This is a genomic window from Pseudomonas sp. H1_D04, assembly GCF_054683855.1.
Genome location: NZ_CP162826.1, coordinates 5,208,127 through 5,226,269, shown reverse-complemented (window position 1 = coordinate 5,226,269; position 18,143 = coordinate 5,208,127). Strand labels below are relative to the sequence as shown.

The 18,143-nt window shown below is 58.5% G+C and carries 17 protein-coding genes and 1 pseudogene; 10 read left to right on the top strand and 8 right to left on the bottom strand.

Annotated features, from left to right (window positions below; all coding sequences use genetic code 11):
* Nucleotides 1-33: 33 nt before the first annotated feature.
* The 4 genes from folE to AB4N82_RS24080 form a co-directional block, all read right to left on the bottom strand.
* Nucleotides 34-594, bottom strand: coding sequence for a GTP cyclohydrolase I FolE (folE, locus tag AB4N82_RS24095; RefSeq protein ID WP_032887313.1), 561 nt, complete (start codon nt 592-594; stop codon nt 34-36).
* Nucleotides 595-748: 154 nt separating this feature from the next.
* Nucleotides 749-1,213, bottom strand: coding sequence for a thiol-disulfide oxidoreductase DCC family protein (locus tag AB4N82_RS24090; protein WP_122765149.1), 465 nt, complete (start codon nt 1,211-1,213; stop codon nt 749-751).
* A gap of 243 nt (nt 1,214-1,456) precedes the next feature.
* A complete protein-coding gene (locus AB4N82_RS24085; protein ID WP_122765150.1) occupies nt 1,457-1,588 on the bottom strand; it encodes a DUF2256 domain-containing protein in 132 nt (43 codons plus the stop codon).
* A 108-nt stretch (nt 1,589-1,696) separates the two neighbouring features.
* Nucleotides 1,697-2,512: a DUF1206 domain-containing protein gene (locus AB4N82_RS24080; RefSeq protein WP_122765151.1), complete on the bottom strand. Its 816-nt coding sequence runs from the start codon at nt 2,510-2,512 to the stop codon at nt 1,697-1,699.
* Nucleotides 2,513-3,458: 946 nt separating this feature from the next.
* Between AB4N82_RS24080 and AB4N82_RS24075 the strand changes: the two genes are divergently transcribed.
* Complete coding sequence (locus AB4N82_RS24075; protein ID WP_122765152.1) at nt 3,459-3,944, top strand: DUF4019 domain-containing protein; 486 nt, start codon at nt 3,459-3,461, stop codon at nt 3,942-3,944.
* Between the two features lie 92 nt (nt 3,945-4,036).
* On the opposite strand, the gene AB4N82_RS24070 is transcribed toward AB4N82_RS24075, so the two are convergent.
* Nucleotides 4,037-4,762, bottom strand: coding sequence for a methyl-accepting chemotaxis protein (locus tag AB4N82_RS24070; protein WP_371260729.1), 726 nt, complete (start codon nt 4,760-4,762; stop codon nt 4,037-4,039).
* 132 nt (nt 4,763-4,894) lie between these two features.
* Nucleotides 4,895-5,650: pseudogene (locus AB4N82_RS24065) on the bottom strand (MCP four helix bundle domain-containing protein); the annotation flags it as partial.
* A gap of 146 nt (nt 5,651-5,796) precedes the next feature.
* Here AB4N82_RS24065 and AB4N82_RS24060 point away from each other — a divergent pair.
* Together AB4N82_RS24060 and AB4N82_RS24055 are read left to right on the top strand one after the other, a co-directional pair.
* Entirely contained in the window at nt 5,797-7,005 is a 1,209-nt protein-coding gene (locus AB4N82_RS24060) for a multidrug effflux MFS transporter (RefSeq protein WP_122765153.1), read from the top strand.
* Between the two features lie 119 nt (nt 7,006-7,124).
* Nucleotides 7,125-7,982, top strand: a complete 858-nt coding sequence (locus AB4N82_RS24055) for an SDR family oxidoreductase (RefSeq protein ID WP_032885742.1) — start codon at nt 7,125-7,127, stop codon at nt 7,980-7,982.
* A 226-nt stretch (nt 7,983-8,208) separates the two neighbouring features.
* Here the strand turns inward: AB4N82_RS24055 and AB4N82_RS24050 are convergent, their stop codons facing one another.
* Nucleotides 8,209-9,123 carry a site-specific integrase gene (locus tag AB4N82_RS24050; RefSeq protein ID WP_032885654.1) on the bottom strand — a complete coding sequence of 305 codons (915 nt, stop codon included), beginning with the start codon at nt 9,121-9,123 and terminating at the stop codon, nt 8,209-8,211.
* Nucleotides 9,124-9,231: 108 nt separating this feature from the next.
* On the bottom strand, nt 9,232-10,044 hold the full coding sequence (locus tag AB4N82_RS24045; RefSeq protein WP_095184759.1) for a M949_RS01915 family surface polysaccharide biosynthesis protein: 813 nt from the start codon (nt 10,042-10,044) through the stop codon (nt 9,232-9,234).
* Nucleotides 10,045-10,454: 410 nt separating this feature from the next.
* On the opposite strand from AB4N82_RS24045, the gene arnC reads away from it, so the two are divergent.
* The 7 genes from arnC to AB4N82_RS24010 are packed head-to-tail and all read left to right on the top strand — an operon-like array spanning nt 10,455 to nt 18,140.
* Nucleotides 10,455-11,486 carry an undecaprenyl-phosphate 4-deoxy-4-formamido-L-arabinose transferase gene (gene arnC / locus AB4N82_RS24040; protein WP_032885656.1) on the top strand — a complete coding sequence of 344 codons (1,032 nt, stop codon included), beginning with the start codon at nt 10,455-10,457 and terminating at the stop codon, nt 11,484-11,486.
* Nucleotides 11,483-13,474 carry a bifunctional UDP-4-amino-4-deoxy-L-arabinose formyltransferase/UDP-glucuronic acid oxidase ArnA gene (gene arnA / locus AB4N82_RS24035; RefSeq protein WP_122765155.1) on the top strand — a complete coding sequence of 664 codons (1,992 nt, stop codon included), beginning with the start codon at nt 11,483-11,485 and terminating at the stop codon, nt 13,472-13,474. Before arnC ends, arnA begins: the two co-directional genes overlap by 4 nt.
* Nucleotides 13,474-14,358, top strand: coding sequence for a 4-deoxy-4-formamido-L-arabinose-phosphoundecaprenol deformylase (gene arnD, locus AB4N82_RS24030; RefSeq protein ID WP_032885658.1), 885 nt, complete (start codon nt 13,474-13,476; stop codon nt 14,356-14,358). The genes arnA and arnD overlap by 1 nt, the downstream gene beginning before the upstream one ends.
* A complete protein-coding gene (gene arnT / locus AB4N82_RS24025; RefSeq protein ID WP_122765156.1) occupies nt 14,355-16,010 on the top strand; it encodes a lipid IV(A) 4-amino-4-deoxy-L-arabinosyltransferase in 1,656 nt (551 codons plus the stop codon). The genes arnD and arnT overlap by 4 nt, the downstream gene beginning before the upstream one ends.
* On the top strand, nt 16,007-16,354 hold the full coding sequence (gene arnE / locus AB4N82_RS24020; RefSeq protein ID WP_122765157.1) for a 4-amino-4-deoxy-L-arabinose-phosphoundecaprenol flippase subunit ArnE: 348 nt from the start codon (nt 16,007-16,009) through the stop codon (nt 16,352-16,354). The genes arnT and arnE overlap by 4 nt, the downstream gene beginning before the upstream one ends.
* Nucleotides 16,351-16,764 carry a 4-amino-4-deoxy-L-arabinose-phosphoundecaprenol flippase subunit ArnF gene (gene arnF, locus AB4N82_RS24015; protein ID WP_032885661.1) on the top strand — a complete coding sequence of 138 codons (414 nt, stop codon included), beginning with the start codon at nt 16,351-16,353 and terminating at the stop codon, nt 16,762-16,764. The genes arnE and arnF overlap by 4 nt, the downstream gene beginning before the upstream one ends.
* Nucleotides 16,761-18,140 (top strand): UDP-glucose dehydrogenase family protein, encoded by a 1,380-nt coding sequence (locus AB4N82_RS24010; protein ID WP_032885662.1) that lies wholly within the window; start codon nt 16,761-16,763, stop codon nt 18,138-18,140. Before arnF ends, AB4N82_RS24010 begins: the two co-directional genes overlap by 4 nt.
* Nucleotides 18,141-18,143 lie beyond the last annotated feature (3 nt).

Sequence of the window (18,143 nt, the reverse complement as noted above, 5' to 3'; positions counted from 1 at the left end):
GGCGCTCCCGCGGTCTGGTTCGCTTTGTTGGTGTTAACCCATTCGTCCAATCAGCTGTAGAAACTCCTGACGCGACGCGGACGACTCGCGAAAGGCTCCCAGCATCACCGAAGATGTCATCACCGAGTTTTGCTTCTCCACGCCTCGCATCATCATGCACATGTGCTTAGCCTCAATGACCACTGCCACGCCGGCCGCATCGGTGATGTGCTGAATGGCGTCAGCAATTTGTTTTGTGAGGTTTTCCTGGATCTGTAAGCGGCGGGCGAACATATCGACCACTCGGGCCACTTTCGACAGGCCCAATACCCTTCCAGTAGGGATGTATGCCACATGAGCCTTGCCGATGAAGGGCAGCATGTGATGCTCACACAATGAATACAGTTCGATGTCGCGCACGATGACCATTTCATCGTTTTGCGATTCGAACAATGCGCCATTGATCACTTCTTCCAGGCTCATTGTGTAGCCATTGCACAGGTACTGCATTGCTTTGGCTGCGCGCTTGGGGGTATCCAGCAGTCCTTCACGCTCAGGGTTCTCGCCTACGCCGACGAGAATTTCACGGTAGTGTTCGGCTAATGATGGGCTCATCTTGATTCCTCGCAGCCATGCTGCGGTTTAAGTGTCGGCAATCCATGGCGGTAGGAACGTATCTGCTGCGCACGATCTGACGCAGATGGCACGGGGGTCGCCAGATCAGCCATGACCCACCTTCTTCGTCGGGACCATGACAACGCAAAGCGTTCTAGGTCTGCTTTTTTTTCAAAATGGCCTGCTTGTCTGATGCGGGTTTTGACGCCGGCACCGCGCACTGCTGATCGACACAGCGGCGGCCACCCTCTGGATGAGGTAACCACGCCAAATGGGGACGTAAACGGCAGAAAAGGCGATAACCGAATTCAAACAGCGGGCGCAATGCACGCCACGTCAGTGGCGTGGCCCAAAAACCTAAGCCAGCCGCTCGCCAACTCCACAGAGTGGCATCCAGGCCGGTAACCCAGCGGCCATCAGCGAAACGAGCGTGCAGCGAGGACTGCATGTGCTCGAACGTCAACCCGAGTGCCTTGGCATCGAATGCACCGCTGCTGATGTCCACAAAAAGCAGTCGATCCGTTACGGCGCGTCCTCGCAGGAACTTGATTTCTCGCGCGCACAGAGGGCATTCACCGTCAAAATACAGCGTCAACGGCCACTTCATTTTCTTGTACATCGTAATGGACCTTGTATAGGTTTACACAAGATAGGCTGAAAGAAACGGGCTGACAATGGGCACTGTGTTGTAGCTGCGTGATGGGCACGCCCAGTGTTGTGAAGGGATCGTCCGCCCCTTCGGCATCAAGCTTCCAGAGGGAGGGCCACGGCTAAGTGTCGTTGCGCAGAAGGGAGGAGGGGACAGCCGTAAATTGTTTCATGTAGCTTGAGTACAAGAGGGCCTGTGACGGCCCTTTTTTGGTCAACGTTTGCTGCGCCGGCAACGCTCCGAGCAATAACGGACTTCATCCCAGCAGCGCGCCCATTTCTTCCTCCAAGTGAAGGGAAGACCACAGATCACGCAGGTTTTTACGGGAAGATCACTCTTTTTCATGGATATTACTACCGGCTGGTGCGATCAATAGATCTCGTGGATAACCCGCCGAGATCGTGGCCCTGGTGCAAGTAAGGCTCCCCATGGCCGTGAGACTTCCGTTTCTCATCAATCCTTGCTCGATACTCCCGGCACATCCATGTTGATCTTGCGCCAAAAGGCTTCAGAGAAGCTGTACACCGAGAAGGCAATCAGCCCCAAGGCCATCACCATCAAAATCAACCAACCAGCAGGTAGATTTTGGAGTGCATCCAGCGATTCCTTCATACCAGGTGGATCCATGGCTTGATAAGTGGAACCACTGATGGCCAGTAACAACGCAATTTCTAAAAACACGACTCCACGGGCGATTAGTCCGAATCGTGATACCGGGCGGACGTATCGCATGACGTCTTCATCGGCCTCAAAATATCTCTCGAATGACGCTTTCCATCCCTTGATGATGTGAGCAATACCAACCCCAAGCGGAACGAGTGCGATCAGGTATACCAACACATTCGAGTGATCCCATGACAAGAGATGCGCTAACCAGTCTTTGGTTTGCCCTCCAGAATCGCCCGAGCTTTTAATACCGCTAATGAGTAGGCCCAACGCAAAAAAAGCTAGAGCGCCGTTGAACATACCTCCCGCGAACAGACCAGCACGAATCACCAACCCTTTGAATTTCTTGCCATGATGATCGACATCGCGTGTAGCTTGCAGGATGCGCCACGCCGCAAATGCGAGGAGGCCAGCCACCACAAGGCCAACTAGAAAATAGCCAAAGGGTTGGCTTAGCAGTGCTTCCAGGCTTTTGTGGCTGTCCTTCGGTTTCGTCGAATCTTGTGCTGCCAGCAGTGCGAAGATACCGATGATCAAATAAAGCAATCCCCGAGCGGCGTAGCCTCCCCGAGCGAGTATTACCAGGCTATGTTGCGCGGACATTCGATGTATTCCTGAGGTCTGATACAAGAGCAGACCCCTATCGCTGGGTGGGGTTCTATTACCAAGTCGAAGGGTGAAGTGATTTAAAAAACCCCAACGCCGGCCGCTGTCGAGATTGCCTCGCCCACGCGGGTCTTTTGGGCCTACAGTTTTGAGTGTCACTCACTGTAAGGAATACATACGTCCGGCACTTGCTGTTGACTTCGGGCAATGTGCATCCCTCAACGAAAGCTGAGGCAAGGGATGGGAAGGGTGCTTCGACCGGTTTTCCTTAACGCCATTGGCGGCGGCGTCCATCGGCCAGGCTACCTTGTTGCGCATGTCCGGGATTCTTCGAAATCGCATGGCCGTTGCCCCATTGATACAAGAGCCCAAGCGTCAGCTGCAGAATGAAAAAAACCGAGCACTTACGGCGCTTTGATCAACTGTTGGCCGACAGCCCTGACTTTCTGGTTACTCGTGCGTATGCCCAGTTCAGAACGCCGAATACTCTGGTGAGTTTAGAAGGCGCCCGAGGTGTGTGGTTTCGACGTAGCAAGCCCCAGAAGCTTTGCTCAGGATTCTAGCTACGTGCCAACCAGGCAAAATATCGTTGGCAGTACCAGTCGCTGACAAATGGACGGCTGGAAGCGGTGACAGCCTGCAGCTTGGCGATCGCATCGGCATTTTTTGGAAATTGACTGATGCCTGATGGACGCCATTCAACGTGAGTGCAGAAAATTGGGAAAGGGACAGTAGACGTTGAGGGATATATGGCCGATGAGCATCTCTACGTAATATCCTGTTTAACATAATATACATTATGCGTAACTATATATTTCTGGATGCCAGCCGTAGGCCTGCAGAATTCACACACCACCCCAGCATTTTCCGCCTAGCTGATGGCAACCCCCTTAAGCGTCATCTTTACTCGTTCCAACGGATGTCAGTGCCTTGGAGGTTTTGCATGAAGTCGCTTGCAGTCATGGTGTTCATACTCGCGATGCTCGGTGGCTGCGACGTCAGCTTCAACAACACGCCTAACGTCACTGCAACCGATCCTGGCACGCCGCAACAGCAACAGCGTGTTTTCGATACAGCTGTGGGATTTTTGGGGTTACTTGATGCGGGCACAGCCGAAATGACTTGGCCCGCAATCAGTCCCGTGCTGCAAGCCAAAACCTCTAAGTCGATGTGGGCCAGTAGCCTCAAAGGCCTGCGACTGGGGCTGGGTTCATTCCAGAGGCGCGAACCTGTTGCGATTGGTTTTATCGATCAGCTACCTGACGCGCCTGCCGGAAATTATGCGGTGATCGAGTTTGCCTCGATGTTTTCCACGACCTCTGTTCAAGAGAAAGTGATCATGCGCGACGACGACAAGCACTGGGGAATCGTCGGGTATTTCGTCCATAAGAGCATTGTTTTCGGTGACGGTACTAAGAAATCCCCCTAGCCCGGCCCTGCCCCAATTATTCGATAATGATATAACTCAACTAAATATCTATTTAGTTGAGTTATATATGAGTCATTCCTACGCTACCCCTGTTAGAGCTGAAAACGGTCCACAGATTGCGACAGTTTGCCTGCTAGATTGGCCAGTTCATCCGTAGTTGAGGCAGTTTGCCCGATCACGCGACTGTTGTTTTCCGACATGCCAGCGATCATCTCCACCTGATGGGAGATTTCATTGCTGGCCAGGCTTTGTTCCCCGATGGTGCGCGAAATGTCGTTCACCAACTCCGTGGTGTTCAACGTGGCCTGCAGAATCTCGCGGATTGCCCGTTCTACTTCTGCGGTCACCGCCATGCCTTTATCCACTTGAGTGACGCCCTCCTCCATGCTGGTCACCGCTTCCCGAGTATTTTGCTGGATGCGTCCGACCATGCTGGCAATTTCCTGGGTCGAAGCGCTGGTGCGACCCGCCAGGCTGCGCACTTCATCGGCGACCACCGCAAATCCCCTGCCTTGTTCTCCCGCGCGGGCAGCCTCAATCGCGGCGTTGAGGGCCAATAAGTTGGTCTGGTCGGCGATGCCTTTGATGACTTGGATAATGCTGAAAATCGCCTCGGACTCCTTGTCCAGCGTGCGGATCACCTGAGCCGATTGCTGGGCTGAACGGGCAATACCGTCCATGTCCTTGACCACTTGGTGAATGACGCGACCGCCGTCCTTGGCCAAGGCTTCAGCCTGATTGGCCATGTCCAGGGCGCGGCCGGCGTGCCGAGTGATTTCCTCGATGCTCGCCGTCATTTCACTCGCAGCAGCGGCCATGGTGCTGGCGGCAGCGCTTTGCTGCTGGCTGCTGCCGGCGACTTCATGGCAGCCGTGGCTCAGTTGCTCGCTCATGCCATTGACGCCATGAGCGTTGCTGCGCACCACTTCGATCATGCCGCGCAAGTCGCGCTGCATGGTGGCAAGGCTGAGAATCAGCGCGCCTGCTTCATCATTGCGCTTAGGTTCGACAATCGGCTCGCTCAAGTTGCCCCTGGCGATACTCGCCGCAATGCGGCTGGCGGTCTGCAGCGGCCCCATGATGCTCAGGATGACCCAGCGGCCCTGAGCCAACAGCAGCAATACGCTGGCAATCAACACCGTGCCCAGGGTGAAGTTCGCATTACTGATTGCGTGCTGAGTGCTTGCGCCGGTCTGCTGGGTATTGGTTTCGATCAGCTCACTCAGCGCCGCCATTTGGTCTTCCAGACGGCTGAACGCAGTGTTGAAACTCTCCAGTTCTGCGCGAGCGGCTTCGGGATTTTCCAACGCCAGCGCGACGATACGTTCGCCGGCGCTTATATAGGTATCGAGGCTGGGTTTGATTTTTTCCAGACTGGCTTTAAGGCTGTCATCCAGGGGCAACTTGAGATTGTCCCCCAGCACCTCCCGGAAGTGCTCTGAATGTTCCTTGATCGAACTCGTCACCTCGGCCTTGGTACTGGCGCTTTTCCCCAAGCCCACCAACATGGCCGACAGCACGTCGGCGCGCAGGGCGTCGTGCATCATGTCGGCTTCCATGTGGTTGCGCAGTACCGTCATGGCGACCTCATTGGCCTGCACAGCCTCGCCCATCCGCGTGTTGCCCAGGTAACTGGCCAGGCTCATGACCAGGGCGGTAAGCAACCCGGTCGCTATCAACAGCATCAAGCGTAGTTTGATCGTCATGCGGGTATCCCCATACCTTGGCCGCGGGTTGGGAACCCAACCTCTATTAACGTTATCGGCAGCAGTCACTGGTTAGTGAAGCCTAAGTTTGCGGATCTGCGAGGATCCCTTAAGCTGGCCATCCTTTGCTCCGCCCGGAAATGCCCATGTCTCGAAGTATTGCCCACTTGGCCCTGCTCCTGGGGTTGATCACGGCCGTTGGCCCGTTCGCCATCGACATTTATCTGCCTGCGCTGCCAACCCTTGGCGCGAGCCTGCACGCCTCGCCGGCCGCCGTACAGATGAGCCTGACCGTGTTCTTTGTGATCGTGGGGGTATGCCAGCTGTTCTACGGCCCCATCAGCGATGTATTCGGACGCAAACCGCCGATTTATGCCGGACTGCTGATTTTTGCCATAGGCAGTATCGGCTGCGCCCTGGCGCCGACCATTGAAGTGCTGATTGGATTTCGAGCCCTGCAAGCATTTGGTGCGTGTGCCGGCATGGTGATCCCTCGGGCTATCGTTCGCGATCTGTACACCGGCCATGAAGCCGCGCGGCTGATGTCATTGCTGATGCTGGTGATGAGTGTCTCGCCAATTCTTGCCCCGCTGGCTGGCAGTGTGGTGATTGCGCTCTGGAGTTGGCGCGAAGTGTTCGCCGTGCTGGCGGTGGTGGCCGTGTTGTGCCTGGTGATGACGGCCGTGCAATTGCCCGAAACCCACCCGCCCGAGCGTCGTATGGGTAAAACCCTGGGCATTGCATTCAGCAGTTATGGGGCTCTGCTGCGCGATCCTGTGTTTATCGGATTGTCGGTGGTCTGCGGCTTTGGGTTGGCAACGTTCTTTGTTTTTATTGGCAGCGCGCCCTTTGTGTACATCGAATATTTCGGCCTGACACCCACGCAATTCAGCCTGTGTTTTGCCCTGAATGCGGCGTCATTTTTCGCTATGAGCCAGCTGACGGCGCGACTGAGCGCACGCTTCGGTCTGGTGCCGTTGATACTTTGGTCAGTTACGGCGGTGGCTGCAGTGATGCTCCTGCTGGCGGTCACCACGCTGTGGGTTGATAGCTTGGTCCTGATGATGACGTTGCTGTTTATCGGCTTCGGCTTCCTTGGTTTGCTGTTACCTGCCTCGGGGGTATTGGCCCTGGAGGACCATGGCGCGGTGGCGGGTTCTGCATCCGCTTTGCTTGGCGCGATTCAGATGATCACAGGGGCAGTGTCCATGACCCTTGTTGGTGTCTTTGCCGACCACACCCCGGCGCCAATGATCATCGGTATTGCGATGTGTGCCGTTGCGGCGATGCTCACGGTGATCTGGACATTACGCCGTTTGCCCGCCCACTTGGCGAGTGCCCCGCCCTCCTCCTGAGGGGTAACAACAGGGCTCGGCGTTAACCACTCGTCGGCCCTGGGCAGGATCCAGCACAACTATCGCCGGCCAAGGAATTACTAACTCCATAGCACCCTTAGCAACCTATGGAGATTGAGATGACTGACTACCCACGCCCGCCTTTCGCCCCTCAAGCCCAATCGGTCCCAGGCTCCCAGAGAAAAATGGACCCGTATCCCGATTGTGGCGAGCAAAGCTATAAAGGCTCTGGTCGGCTGGCCAACAAAATCGCGCTGATCACGGGGGCCGACAGCGGCATCGGTCGCGCGGTTGCCATTGCGTTTGCCCGTGAAGGTGCAGACGTTGCCATCGCCTACCTGGACGAGCACGAAGACGCCAAGGAAACCGCACGTTGGGTGGAAGAAGCCGGTCGCCAATGCCTGTTACTGCCCGGCGACCTTGCGCAGAAAGCCCAGTGCCAGGCACTGGTCGACAGCACCGTCGAACAGTTCGGTCGCATCGATGTGCTGGTCAATAACGCCGCGTTCCAGATGACCCACGAAACCCTCGAAGAGATCGAGGACGAGGAATGGGTGAAGACCTTCGATATCAACATCACGGCGATGTTTCGCATCTGCAAGGCCGCCCTGCCCCATATGAAGGCTGGCAGTTCGATCATCAACACCAGTTCGGTCAACTCTGACATGCCCAAACCGACCCTGCTGGCCTACGCCGCCACCAAGGGCGCGATTGCCAACTTCACCGGCGGTTTGGCGCAGTTGCTGGGCAGCAAGGGCATTCGCGTCAACAGTGTGGCCCCCGGACCGATCTGGACGCCGCTGATCGTGGCGACCATGACCGATGAAGACGTGAAGAGCTTCGGCAGCGAAACACCACTGGGCCGACCTGGCCAGCCGGTGGAGGTGGCGCCGATTTATGTGCTGCTTGCCTCGGATGAAGCCAGCTACATCTCCGGTTCACGCTATGCGGTTACCGGGGGGAAACCCATCCTCTAGCCTTGAAGGCGCTCGAAGGCTGAACATCCTCCCTGTGGCGAGCGCCTTGATGAACTGAGCGCCTGTGGTGACCTCTCTTTTCGCGGTGACCGGGCTTTTTGTGGTGATCGGGCTTTTGTGATCATCAGGCTTTTGTGGTGAGCGGGCTTGCCCCGCGCTGGGCTGCGAAGCAGACCCAATAAACTTGGGGGCTGCTATGCAAGCCGGCGCGGGGCAAGCCCGCTCATTACAGGTCGAATCGATCTACGGCTCGGCGGCGTTCGTTATCGTCACGCACGTCATAGCTGGCGGTGGTCTGGATGTTGGTGTGATGCGCCAGCTTCTGCGCGATCGATAGGTCATGCTCCTCGATCACCCGCGTGATAAACGAGCGACGGAAGTCATGGGGCATGATCTTCACCCCAACCTGTTCCCCTCGCTGCCGGGCAATGTAGTAAATCGCGTGTTTAGTAATGCGTTCCCGGGTGATATGGCTACCCCGGCGGATGCGATTGAACAGGAAGCTGTCGTCCTGCTCGCCCTCTTTTAACTGCTCGCGCCGAAACGCCAACCAGGCCTGCAACTTGGCAAATGCCCATTGCGGCGCGTACTTGATCAACTCTTTGTTGCCTTTGCCAATGACCCGCAAGCTGCGCTCCTCAACGTTGATCTGCGCGAGATCCAGGTTGACCGACTCCGACTTGCGCATGCCCGAGCCGTAGAGGATGCCGATGACCGCTGCATCACGCAGGCCTTGTGGCCTGGGGTCGGCGGCACAGACTTCCATCATTTCGCGGATCAGCGTGCGCCGCAGGTTACGGCCCTGGCCAAGACGCGTACCGGGCGCTGGCTTGACCGTGCGCATTCTCAACAAGTGTTCCTGACTGATCAGGCTCATGCGCCACGCTTCATTCATCACCCCGCGCACCGCATTTACATATAACGATGAGGTGTTGGGCGCGTAGCCGTCTTCGCGCAGGGCGGCTACCAGGGCGATGACGTGTTCGGGTTGCAGCAGGTGCCAGTCGATGTCTTCAAGGTTGATATCCTCGAAGCCCAGGCGGTCGGCGGCGTCCTGCAGCACGTAGCGCATGGTGAGTTGGCTGGAGGGGGCCAGGCGGGTGAGGTAGAGGGTCAGCGGGTTGCGGATATGCTCAGTCAAAATAGATCAGCCTTTGGATTAAATACCTCGAACAAGCCATTGTTAAATCAAGGTATTTAGTGAATTGGCGAGGGCCGAGTCTAGCGCAGCACAGGCCCTCTTACCAAATCATGGGGCGGTTTCTTCGTCCTCCGTGGGTTCCTGGGGCTGGGTCTGGGCCTGGCTCCATTCGGCGTCCTGCTTTTGCATCAGTGCGAACCAATGCTGACGCATGAACGTGAGATACGCCTCGGGCGCATTGGCGAAATCCTTCTCATCGCCATAGCAGCCGGGTAACGGCAATTCGGTGCCCTGCTCCTTGTACTGGCTGACGAGCGCCTGTTGCCCGGCGGTGCTGCAATCCTTGGGCAGCGGCATCCCGCGCAACGCCCCGGCCTCTTCATCCCACCAGGCGGCGCCGTAGCGGTCGACACCGCGCAAACGGTACTTCTGCGACTTGCCCACATGCATGATCAGCTTGAATTCATTGGGGCTGACGTCGCTGGTGCAGGTGCGCGAATAGCCCACAGTGGCCTGGGTGATGCCATCGCCAGACAGGTCGGTGACCTTGGTCGCGGCTTGGTCGAAACGCAACGCCGCGTCAAATTCGCAATGCTGCACATCGTCGTAGAGCATCCACACGCGCTTGGGGCGGTTACCGTCGATCAGGTACTGAGCGGCATACACAAAGGACGACTGGGTGCCGTCGTCATCCCGCTCGCTGACTTGTTCAGCCAGCACCAGCAGATTCTTGCCCTGGCGGTCGTCCCAGGTGTAAGCGGCGATCTGCTTGCCACGTACTTCCACGCCATCCGGCACCTGATCGAGGCTGGTCAACGCCACGCTTTCATCGGCGCGAACGGTCGTGACACACGCCACGCTCATCAACAACCCCATCAATACTGGCCGCAACTGGCCGCGTAAAAGCTGCACGCTATTCATCCGATTACCCTGCCAAGAGACGCGTTACTTTACCGGCACTTGAGAGGCATTGCAGAGAAGATTCTTCAATCGTGGTCGAAGCCTGTTTGTGTTCGCCCACGCTGTAGCAAATGCGTTGCATGCCGTTCCTGTTTCACCGCGATCCAGCCCCCCTTAGCGCCCTCACGTTTAGCTGAACCCTGGCTGTCTGGCTGTCAAATAAACGAATTTTCGACTTCCGCTTCATACCTTTCCTACATTTTTGAGCTTAATCTTAAATACGGAAGCTCAATGTGATATTCACATTTTTGAACTAACCTCTTGATTAGAATTCGATTTTTAGCGGTTCCCAACCGTTGCACGGCGTTTGTATCCAATGATTGCGGGCGTTTTCACGCGCCACGCTGCTCTAACCCCGAGGTCATAAATCTTTGAAACCCTACCCTATTCATCGCGTGTCGATCGTTATCCCGGTCTACAACGAAGAAGAAAGCCTGCCTGAATTGCTGCGTCGCACCACCGCGGCGTGCAGGCAACTGGCCTACGAATACGAAATCATCCTGGTGGATGACGGTAGCCGTGACAACTCGGCCCAACTGCTGGAAGACGCTGCCGCAGAAGACGGCAGCAACGTGGTGGCTGTGATCCTCAACCGCAACTACGGCCAGCATGCCGCGATCATGGCGGGTTTCGAACAGTGCCAGGGCGAAGTGGTGATTACCCTCGATGCCGACCTGCAGAACCCACCCGAAGAAATCCCGCGCCTGGTGGAGCAAGCCGCCCTCGGCTACGACGTCGTCGCCACCGTGCGCAACAATCGCCAGGACTCGGCGTTTCGCCGCTGGCCGTCACGCCTGATCAACCTTGCCGTGCAGCGCTCTACCGGCGTGGCCATGACTGACTACGGCTGCATGCTGCGCGCTTACCGCCGCACCATCGTCGACGCCATGCTCGCCTGCCGCGAGCGCAGCACCTTTATCCCGATCCTCGCCAACGGCTTCGCCCGCCACACCACGGAAATCCTGGTGCACCACGCCGAGCGCGAACACGGTGAGTCCAAATACAGCGCCATGCGCCTGATCAGCCTGATGTTCGACCTGCTGACCTGCATGACCACCACGCCGCTGCGCCTGTTGTCTATTGTCGGCTTCAGCCTGGCGGCCCTGGGCATGCTGTTTGCCTTCGCGCTGATCGTTCTGCGCCTGGCCTTCGGTGCCGACTGGGCGGGCGACGGCCTGTTCGTGCTGTTCGCGGTGCTGTTCGTCTTCACCGGTGGCCAGTTCATCGGCATGGGCCTCTTGGGTGAATACCTGGGCCGCATGTACAGCGATGTGCGCGCCCGCCCACGCTTCTTTATCGAAAAAGTGCTGCGCAACCAACCGGCAGCACCGGCTCCTGTGGTCGTCGTTGACGGCCTGGTGTCTTCCCATACTTCCACTTCCGCCGATCAGGTTCAGTCATGAGTTCAAAAGCTGTTGTATTCGCGTACCACGATATTGGTTGTGCAGGCATTGAAGCGCTGCTCAATACCGGCTACGAAATTGCTGCTGTGTTTACCCATGCCGACGACCCCAAGGAAAACAACTTCTACGGTTCCGTTGCCCAAGTGTGCGCCCGCAACGGTATCCCGGTGCATGCGCCAGAGGACGCCAACCACCCTTTGTGGATTGAGCGCATCGCCAAGCTGAACCCGGATTACATTTTCTCTTTCTACTACCGCAACCTGCTGAGCGAGCCGCTGCTGGCCACCGCCCGTAAAGGTGCGTTCAACCTGCACGGTTCGTTGCTGCCCAAGTACCGTGGCCGCGCCCCGGCCAACTGGGTGCTGGTCAACGGCGAAACCGAAACCGGCGTGACCCTGCACCGCATGGTCAAGCGTGCGGATGCCGGCGCGATCCTCGCCCAGCAAAAAGTCACCATCGAGCGTAGCGACACCGGCCTGACCCTGCATGCCAAGCTGCGTGAAGCCGCCAGCAACCTGCTGCGTGATGTCCTGCCGCAACTGGCCGAAGGCAAGCTGACTGAAACCGCACAAGATGAAAGCCAAGCCACTTACTTCGGTCGCCGCACGGCCGCAGACGGCAAGCTGGACTGGAAACATCCGGCTGAAACCCTGTTCAACCTGGTTCGCGCCGTGACTCAACCGTATCCAGGCGCATTCTGTGCCGTGGGCGAACACAAGCTGATCGTGTGGCAAGCCGAGGTGGTCAAGGGCAACGAAGGCCTGGCACCGGGCCGGGTGATCAGCGTCAACCCGCTGCGCATCGCCTGCGGCGAAGACTCCCTGGTGGTCAAGTTCGGCCAGCGCAACGACAACGGCCTGTACCTGGCCGGCCCTTCCCTGGCCAACGAACTGGGCCTGGTCGACGGCTCCGTGCTGCGCGGTGCCGAGTCCGGCCGCAAGCCACGCCGTACCCGCGTGCTGATCCTGGGCGTGAACGGTTTTATCGGTAACCATCTGTCCGAGCGTCTGCTGCGTGACGACCGTTATGAAGTCTACGGCCTGGACATTGGCTCCGACGCCATTGAGCGCCTGCGCAGCCACCCGAACTTCCATTACGTCGAAGGCGATATCAGCATCCACACCGAGTGGATCGAGTACCACATCAAGAAGTGCGACGTGGTCCTGCCGCTGGTGGCCATCGCCACGCCGATCGAATACACCCGCAACCCACTGCGCGTGTTCGAGTTGGACTTCGAAGAAAACCTCAAGCTGGTGCGCTACTGCGTCAAGTACAACAAGCGCGTGATCTTCCCGTCGACCTCTGAAGTCTATGGCATGTGCCAAGACCAGTATTTCGACGAAGACACTTCCAACCTGGTGGTTGGCCCGGTCAACAAACAGCGCTGGATCTACTCGGTCTCCAAGCAACTGCTGGACCGCGTGATCTGGGCCTACGGCGCCAAGGGCCTGAACTTCACCCTGTTCCGTCCGTTCAACTGGATGGGCCCACGCCTCGACCGCCTGGATTCGGCCCGTATCGGCAGCTCCCGTGCGATCACCCAACTGATCCTGAACTTGGTGGAAGGCACGCCGATCCGCCTGTTCGATGGTGGCGAGCAGAAACGCTGCTTCACCGACATCGCCGACGGTATCGAAGCCCTGGCCCGCATCATTGATAACGACAACGATGCCTGCAACGGCCAGATCATCAACATCGGTAACCCGGAAAACGAAGCCAGCATCCGCCAGTTGGGCGAAGAGCTGCTGCGTCAGTTCGAAGCGCACCCGCTGCGCAGCAACTTCCCGCCGTTCGCCGGTTTCCGCGATGTGGAGAGCAAGGCGTTCTACGGCACCGGTTACCAAGACGTGGCACACCGCAAGCCAAGCATCGAAAACGCCAAGCGCCTGCTGAACTGGGAGCCAACCGTGGAGATGAGCGAAACCATCGGCAACACGCTGGACTTCTTCCTGCGCGAGGCCATGCTCGAAATCGCGGATAAGCGCTAATGCAGGCAGGTCTTCGCATTGACGTCGATACCTATCGGGGCACCCGTGAAGGTGTGCCACGGTTGCTCGAATCCCTGGACGAGGCCGGGGTAAAAGCGACGTTCTTCTTCAGTGTCGGGCCGGACAACATGGGGCGCCACTTGTGGCGCCTGATCCGCCCGCAATTCCTGTGGAAGATGCTGCGTTCCAACGCTGCCGGCCTGTACGGCTGGGACATCCTGCTCGCCGGCACTGCCTGGCCGGGCAAGCCGATCGGCCGTGACTTGGGGCACTTGATGCGCCAGGCCAAGGCCGCCGGTCACGAAGTCGGCCTGCACGCCTGGGATCACCATGGCTGGCAGGCCAACACCGGACGGTGGAGCGATGCACAACTGGTCGAGCAAATTCGACGCGGCGTGGAGACCCTGAGCGACATCCTGGGCGAACGCATCGACTGTTCGGCGGCCGCCGGTTGGCGTGCCGATGAGCGTGTGGTGCAAGCCAAACAAGGTTTCAACTTTCGCTACAACAGCGATTGCCGGGGTACCAGCCTGTTTCGGCCGACATTGGCCGATGGCAGCGCAGGTACGCCACAAATTCCGGTGGACCTGCCGACCTTCGACGAAGTCGTCGGGCCGGTGGTGGCCGCCAAAGACTTCAACAGCTTCATTCTTGACCGGTTTGCCGAGTCGAAGCTCAACGTCTACACGATCCACGCAGAAGTAGAAGGGATTCTGATGGCCAACGATTTTCGCCAGTTGCTTGCCCAGGCAGGGCAGCGCGGCATCGATTTCAAACCGCTGGGTGACTTGTTGCCTGCGGACCTGACCACCCTGCCCCAGCAACAGTTGGTGCGCGGCGCATTGAGCGGCCGTGAGGGTTGGCTTGGAGTGCAGCAGGCATGATTCGGCGTTGGGCCTTGCCCCTGCTCCTGTTAGCGTTTGGCGTGTTTTACCTGCTGCCGCTGGCCACCCATGGCCTGTGGATTCCTGATGAAACCCGCTACGCACAGATCAGCCAGGAAATGCTGCTGACCGGCAAGTGGGCTTCGCCGCACTTCATGGGGATTCGCTATTTCGAAAAGCCGGCTGCCGGTTACTGGATGATCGCGCTCGGCCAGGCGATCTTCGGGCAAAACCTGTTTGGTGTGCGCTTCGCCTCGGCGTTGAGCACCGGTTTGAGCATCCTGCTGGTGTACCTGGTGTCGCGTCGGCTGTGGAATGACCCGCAAAAGAGCCTGGTCAGCACCGTGCTGTACATGAGCTTTGTCAGCGTCGCGGCCTTGGGCGGTTATGCCAACCTCGATCCGCAGTTCACCTTCTGGGTCAACCTGACCGGCGTTGCCCTGTGGTTCTGCTTCGACAGCACCTCCCGCAACGGCCGCCTGGGATCCTGGGCGCTGCTGGGTTTCGCCTGTGGCATGGGCTTTATGACCAAGGGATTCCTGGCGTGGCTGTTGCCGGTGTTAATCGCCCTGCCCTACGCGATCTGGCAGAAGCGCTTTCGCGAACTGCTCGGTTATGGGCTGGTCGCCGTGGTTGTCGCCATTGCAGTGAGCCTGCCGTGGGCACTGGCCGTGCATCTGCAAGAACCGGACTATTGGAATTTCTTCTTCTGGCACGAGCATATCCAGCGTTTTGCCGGCGAGGATGCCCAGCACGCCGAGCCTTTCTGGTATTACCTACCGTTGCTGGTCGCGTTCAGCCTGCCGTGGGTCGCACTGCTGCCGTCCACCCTGAAACAGGCGTGGCAGGAAAAACGTGCAGCGAAAACTGCCTTCCTGCTGCTGTGGCTGCTGATGCCGCTGGCGTTTTTCAGCCTGGCCAAGGGCAAGTTGCCCTCCTACATCATGCCGTGCCTGTTGCCGCTGGCGCTGCTGATGGGCTCGACACTGGCGGACAAACTCGCCGCAGGCCGCGGCCGTGTCGTGCGTATCAACGGTTGGCTGAACCTGGTGATTGGCGTCGCGGCGTTACTGGCGCTGACGTGGTTTCAACTGAAGAAGCCCGTCTACGAACACGGTCAGGAAACCCTCAGCCTGGTGCTGGTGTTTGTCTTCCTGTTCGGCTGGATCATCGCCAACCTGCTGCAAGCGTCACGCCCGCTGCGCTTGTGGGCAGCGCCGGTAGTTGGCAGTTGGTTGCTGGTGGCGTTGGTCCCGGCCGCACTGCCCCATTCGGTGGTTTACAACAAGACTCCGGACCAGTTCATCATCGATCACCTCCAGGAGCTGAGCCAGACCAGCGCGTTGCTGAGCAATGACCTGGGCGCAGCCTCCGCCTTGGCCTGGCGCGTCAAGCGCCCGGACGTGACCCTCTATAACACCGTCGGCGAAGTGAAATATGGCTTGGCCTTCGACGATGCGGCCCATCACAAGGTCGACACCACACAGGTCCGGCAGTGGATGAGCGACGCACGTAAACACGGCGCCGTCGGGGTGGTCATGCGCGTGAAGGGTGACGACGAAATCGCCGAGGTGGACTTGCTGCCCAAAGACGGCAAGCGCTACGAGCAAGGCAATATCGTGATCCTGGTGTTCCCGCAGGTTGCGCCATGATCACGCTATGCCTGTTATTGGCCGCCTGCCTGCTGACATGCATTGGCCAGGTTTCGCAAAAATTCGCCGTGGAAAGCTGGCGCGACCAGCCCGACGGTTGGGCGCTGAAGCTGCGCTCGCCGTGGCTGTGGTCGGCCCTGCTGTGCCTGGGTTTTGGTTTGCTGGTGTGGTTGCTGGTATTGCAGCGCCTGGAAGTCGGTATCGCCTACCCGATGCTCAGCCTCAATTTTGTCCTGGTCACGCTGGTGGCGCGCTTTGTGTTCAAGGAACACATCGACACACGGCATTGGCTGGGTGTCGTGCTGGTGATTGCCGGTGTGGTGCTGTTGGGGCGCCAGGTATGAGCCGCGTGCGTGGTTTTGCCCTGGCCCTGGGCAGCGTTGGCCTGGTGAGCGCCGCCCAATTGGGCATGCGCTGGAGCATGACGCGCCTGCCCTTGCCCACCGAATGGCTGGCGGCGTTGAACAGCAACGCCATCGACTTCGCTGCGTTGGGCGTGGTGAGCCTGGCGATCTTCGCCTACGCGCTGTCGATGCTCTGCTGGCTCGGCGCGCTCAAGCACCTGCCCCTTGGCCGCGCCTATTCATTGCTCAGCATCAGCTATGCGCTGGTGTACCTGTTGGCCGCCAGCTTGCCGGTGTTCAACGAACATTTTTCCGTTTCAAAAACCCTGGGGGTGGCGCTTGTCATCCTCGGTGTGCTGATCATCAACTCTCGTCGTGCCAGTGCTACTCGTCCCAGGAATGCCCCATGAAAATCAGTGTATTTGGTAGTGGTTACGTCGGCCTGGTACAGGCCACCGTATTAGCCGAAGTCGGTCACGATGTGATCTGCATGGACGTCGATCAAAACAAGGTCAAGCTGCTGCAGCAAGGCCATGTGAGTATCTTCGAACCGGGACTGGCCGCCATGGTCAAGGAGAACCTGGAAAGCGGCCGCCTGAATTTCACTTTCGATGAGAAGCTCGCCGTCGAACACGGTGAAGTGCTGTTCATCGCCGTCGGCACGCCGTCGGATGAAGATGGCTCGGCCGACTTGAAGTACGTGCTGTCGGTGGGCGACGCCGTGGCCCGTCATCGAGTGGCCCCGGTAATCCTGGTGGAAAAGTCCACGGTACCCGTGGGCACCGGCGACACCCTGCGCGCCCATATCGAAAAAGCCCTGCACGTCGCTGGCCGGCACCTGGAGTTCGATATCGTCTCCAACCCGGAATTCCTCAAGGAAGGCTCGGCGGTTGCCGACTGTCGCCGTCCGGATCGCATCATCATCGGCTGTGAGCGCGAAGAAGTGCGCGAAGTGATGCGCGATCTGTACGCGCCGTTCAACCGCAACCACGACCGCATCATCTTCATGGACCTGCGCAGCGCCGAGCTGACCAAGTACGCCGCCAACTGCATGCTGGCCACCAAGATCAGCTTTATCAACCAGATCGCCGAGTTGGCCGAGCACCTGGGGGCGGATATCGAAGCCGTGCGCCTGGGCATCGGTGCCGACTCGCGCATCGGCTATCACTTTATCTACCCCGGTTGTGGTTACGGCGGTTCATGTTTTCCCAAAGACATGCGCGCCTTGATCCACAGCGCCAAACAGGCCAACTGCTCCAGCGACCTGTTGGAAGCCGTAGAAGCGATCAACCAACGCCAGAAGAGCAAGCTGTTCGAGCGCGTCAATGCGTTCTTCCAAGGCAATCTGCGCGGCAAGACCTTCGCCCTGTGGGGCCTTGCGTTCAAGCCCAACACCGACGACATGCGCGATGCACCCAGCCGCGTGCTGATGGAAGCGCTGTGGGCTGCCGGCGCCAACGTGCGCGCGTTCGACCCGGAAGCCATGCAGGAAACCCAGCGCCTCTACGGCGACGAAGAACGGCTGATGCTGATGGGCACGCCGGAGTCCACTCTGGTTGGCGCCGATGCGCTGATCGTGTGCACCGAGTGGCAGCAGTTCAAAGCCCCCGATTTCGACCTGATCCACCAGCGCCTGAAAACCCCGGTGATCTTCGATGGCCGCAACCTGTATGACGGCGAGCGCCTGTCGCGCAAGGGCTTCCAGTACTTCCCGATAGGGCGAGGCGACTCATGTCAGTTGCCGATTCCGCAGCAGCAGTGGGTGCCACAGGTCGTGGAAGCCTGATAC